At 46.5% G+C, this 3,766-nt stretch carries 4 protein-coding genes and 1 pseudogene; 4 read left to right on the plus strand and 1 reads right to left on the minus strand.

Features of this window, described 5'->3' with window-relative positions; all coding sequences use genetic code 11:
* From ACJ9N4_RS20660 to ACJ9N4_RS20675, 4 genes are all read left to right on the plus strand, one after another.
* Window positions 1-1,026 (plus strand): toxin glutamine deamidase domain-containing protein (locus tag ACJ9N4_RS20660; protein ID WP_411500768.1); only part of this gene is annotated, 1,026 nt, incomplete at its 5' end.
* Window positions 1,026-1,298, plus strand: coding sequence for a YrhB domain-containing protein (locus ACJ9N4_RS20665; protein WP_411500769.1), 273 nt, complete (start codon window positions 1,026-1,028; stop codon window positions 1,296-1,298). The genes ACJ9N4_RS20660 and ACJ9N4_RS20665, both read left to right, overlap by 1 nt.
* Window positions 1,299-1,566: 268 nt before the next feature.
* Window positions 1,567-2,184, plus strand: coding sequence for an adhesin (locus tag ACJ9N4_RS20670; protein WP_411500770.1), 618 nt, complete (start codon window positions 1,567-1,569; stop codon window positions 2,182-2,184).
* Window positions 2,171-2,446 (plus strand): hypothetical protein, encoded by a 276-nt coding sequence (locus ACJ9N4_RS20675; RefSeq protein WP_411500771.1) that lies wholly within the window; start codon window positions 2,171-2,173, stop codon window positions 2,444-2,446. The genes ACJ9N4_RS20670 and ACJ9N4_RS20675 overlap by 14 nt, the downstream gene beginning before the upstream one ends.
* 983 nt (window positions 2,447-3,429) lie before the next feature.
* Here the strand turns inward: ACJ9N4_RS20675 and ACJ9N4_RS20680 are convergent.
* Window positions 3,430-3,522 (minus strand): annotated as a pseudogene (locus ACJ9N4_RS20680) (RstR family transcriptional regulator); the annotation flags it as partial.
* Window positions 3,523-3,766 lie beyond the last annotated feature (244 nt).

Here is a 3,766-nt window from a genome sequence, read left to right on the forward strand (position 1 = left end):
AAAAAACCCGGTGACCTGACGGCGGATGAGAAGCGACTGGTCAGCAGCCTGGTAAGTATTGCGGGTGGTCTGGCGGGTGCTGCGGTGACAGACGGTAACCTCTCCATGGCGGCTGTGGGGGCTAATACTGCCCGTGTGGAGGTTGAGAATAATTCTCTGGCCGCTAAAGATGAGAAGCAAAGGCAGGATGCGAAGTGGTCACTGCCATACATCAAGGATGCGAACGAAAAAGCCAAGGCTGAAAAGCTGGTTGCGGACCTTGATGCGAAAGATAAAGCGTTCGATGTGGCACTGGACAACGCGTGCCAGAGGCTATCGTCATCAGCCTGCCGGGGTATGCGTCAGGAGCTGGCCGCGATGGGCAAAAGCTATGACGAGAAAATGGACGGGCAGTATGTCGGCACAATCGGCAGTGTATATAAAGAGGGCGCGGATAAAATCGCCGGGCAGCAGTGGCAGTACGCTACCGCCGATGCGAAAGTACAGCGCGATGCGGATGTTCAGCGTATAGCTCAGAACTGGGGTGTCAGTTCTGAAACAGCGTCAACACTGTACGACATGATGACCGGCATCCATACCACCGCGGCGATTGGTGGGGCGGTGTATGGGATGAAAACGGAAGCTCCTACTGCTGGTTCAATTAGAGACGTGAATCCAGGATACCCTGAGCCCGGTCGTACGCACAACTGTGTAAACTGTGCCGTAGCAACGGATGCCACTTTAGCGGGTAATCCTGCATCTGCATTGCCTATAAATTCAACAGCAGGAGTTTCATTAACTGTTCTTGAGAGGCAATTTGGGAATAGGTTTGTAAATATATCCACTCCTGATGCCATTGCTCAGAAAATGTTAGATGCGGGGAATGGAGCTAGAGGTATTATTTATGGCTCTTATGGTCCAGATCAGCCAGGGCATGTATTCAATGTCGTTAACCAAAATGGGACAATTCGGTTCCTGGATGGTCAAACTGGTAAAGTTGCTGATCTTAGCAAATTCGAGTCATTCAAAATGTTGAGAACTAATTAATGATTACATTTGAAGATGCTATGCAAAAAGCCCATCACTATCTAGGTGATGCTGATATCCCTGTGGTGATAACGTCTTTAGGACGTTTTTCTGAAGGGTGGTTTTTTTGCTTTCAGTCCCGAGAGTATCTCGAAACAGGAGAAACCTCCGCATTACTTGCTGGAAACGCTCCTTTTATAGTTGATAAAGACACGGGTGAGATTCATGTGTTTGGTACCGCACATCCTCTAAAAGAATATCTGCAAAATTACGAAGAACAGAAAAAAAACTAAGTTAGATGAATCCCGGAATCAAAGGTGGATTCACATATGATGGGAAAGCTGCGGATTAATCTAACGATCCAAATAGGACTTAGGTTAGCCGAAGCGGTAGCTTGCTCAGGCAAAAAAGGCGCGTCGGGGAAAAGTTGTCACCCCAGAAGCACAGCAGGCAAAAACGGTTTTAACAAACTGAAATTACAGTGAAAAACCGACTCCAACACGAAAGGCCGCACCAGAAAGATTTGTTGTTGAGAATAACTCGCTCAGATTCGGGACAGGCATGGACAATACTGTTGCGGTTAACTCTGTATGGAATCAGTATGCGGTGGACAATAATCTGACCCCGGAAGAAACACAGGCCGGACTTAATAGGATCGCGAAGGGTGATTTACCGGACGGTGCCAATATCACAAAAGTTATCGTGAATGGTTATAAAGATGGCGTACTGATAGCGGGAGCGGCTTATTTAGGGCCAGCGGCTTCGGTGGGTAAAGTAGTTGGCGGTGCAGTAATCTCGGAAATTGCTAATGGTACGTATCAATGGTACGACCTGAGTAAACCAGGTAACGAAAACAAAAACTGGGATTACTGGGGCAGTGTGTCAGCGGGTATTACCGGAGCGCTGGCTCCGGGACGTAATGTATGGCAGAACGCAGGCATCGTAGTAGGAGAGACACTGTTCACCGATGGACCTGATAAAGGTGCCCTGACTGGTACTGGTGCTAGTTGGGCATTTGGTACTGTAGCTGGAGTAGTTGCACCGCCTGTATTGAATCCAGTTTTAGGTTCAAGCTCTGATTTTGTTAGTGATGTCATTGGTTCTGTTGGTGGCGAATTTATTGGTAATAAAGTTAAAGACAAAATAAATAAAAAGGATTTAAATGATGCTAATAAATAAAAAACATAAGAATATAAAATTGAGACTTTTATTTTTAAATGTTGTGTATCTTGTCTTTTGTTGTTTCATTTTTTTCTTTGTGGCTAGTATTGTTATTGACTTGATTTTTGATGGTAAGGTTAATTTAACGCGAGAAGTAATTATAGATATCATCGTTGTAAGCACTATCGCAGGTACTGCGGGAGGGCTAGGTTCATGGATTTTTGCCAAAATAGATGAACGTAAAGCCCGAAAGTCTCCGCCATCAGACCCTAAAGCATAAATTTAATCCCGCCCTCAATTGGCGGGATTTTTTTGCCTGCCAGATTACCTACAAATTTATTGCCGTCATCAGCTCGCCCACGTATTACCTCATTTCTTTGCAAACTGAGGGACAGGATATTTTTTGTAGCACCGCCACGTTGTGGCGTCCTTCAAAACGCCGGCCAGCAACAGGTCAGGGCACAGCCCCGACACCCCGGTGGAATGAGTGCAACAGAATGCAATTTAATGCAATGGGGAGCGAGATTACGCCACATCAGTGCAACTTTTTGCAATGCAGTGCAATTTAATGAAACTGTGCATTATATTTCCCTGGTTCTGGAGGCACGTTGCCGACTGTATACACAGTCGCGTGCCAAAGGGGAACCCTTTGAATCCCGTCCACTGGTCACCAGAAATAATCTTACTGTCACGGTCATGCCGAAATATATATTATCTTTGATGTTATTTTATTTATCGATGCGTAATCATGCGCACCTGTGCACGGACGGGCATGATAATGCGGAACAGAGCGTGAGTGATGCATGGTGATGCGAGGGAAAAGCATGCAGGAGCGTCAGTCATGCGCAACAGTGCACTAAAACTGCGTCTGTAATGTAATGGAGGATGAAAAATAGTGACAGTGAAAGAAAGTCAGGCACGTTCGTCATGTTCGACAAAAACTGACGTTTTTATCTCCACGACCTGCGCTAAAGGGTTGCCCCTTTAAATCCCCTGACGCCTCGCCATGCTCGTTGTCCAACGCCTCACACTGTTATTATTAATCGGGATGGTTGCCAGGTGGTGCAATAATGGCGAAGCGAAAAAATGGTGGTATTAAAGAAGTAATAAATCATGAGGTTATTGTATTGATGTACTGAGTCTTTACGGTATTACTTTTTTAATACTGTAGTAAAAATAAAAAAAGCTCCCCAAACCCTGCACTGATCGCGCAGGGTTATTTTTTATTAACAGTCCTGTGTGACGGCCTTTTTTAGCCGCCAGTCACTTCGCACCTGAAGACCAGCGTTCTGCTTCGTACTTGATAATCATCCCTTCCAGAAGCTGATTAATCACCTGCTGTTGCTCAGGGGCCAAAGGGTCTGTTATCGACTGGCAGATGAACACCACCGGGTAGAGGCTGCGGCAGGTAGCAAACGTCTAGCACCGTAATCTTCCGGGCATCGTCGGCGTGAGCCTGATTGGTGCGCAGAACGGTATCTCACTGGAGCTGGGGGCTTATCAGCAGAAGGGTAAGGGAAACAGCCAGCTATGACAGTAAGCAGTCTTCGTCCGGCGTGTCCCTCAGTCTGTGCATACCGCCATTGTGTTATGGTGCCTC

This window comes from Enterobacter sp. LM3 (assembly GCF_046622475.1).
GTDB classification, from domain to species: Bacteria; Pseudomonadota; Gammaproteobacteria; order Enterobacterales; family Enterobacteriaceae; genus Enterobacter; species Enterobacter cloacae_P.

What these genes read in the sequence shown, in the direction of transcription:
- ACJ9N4_RS20665 (WP_411500769.1), top strand. Translation starts at nt 1,026, where the DNA reads ATGATTACATTTGAAGATGCTATGCAAAAAGCCCATCACTATCTAGGT.
- ACJ9N4_RS20670 (WP_411500770.1), top strand. Translation starts at nt 1,567, where the DNA reads ATGGACAATACTGTTGCGGTTAACTCTGTATGGAATCAGTATGCGGTG.
- ACJ9N4_RS20675 (WP_411500771.1), top strand. Translation starts at nt 2,171, where the DNA reads ATGCTAATAAATAAAAAACATAAGAATATAAAATTGAGACTTTTATTT.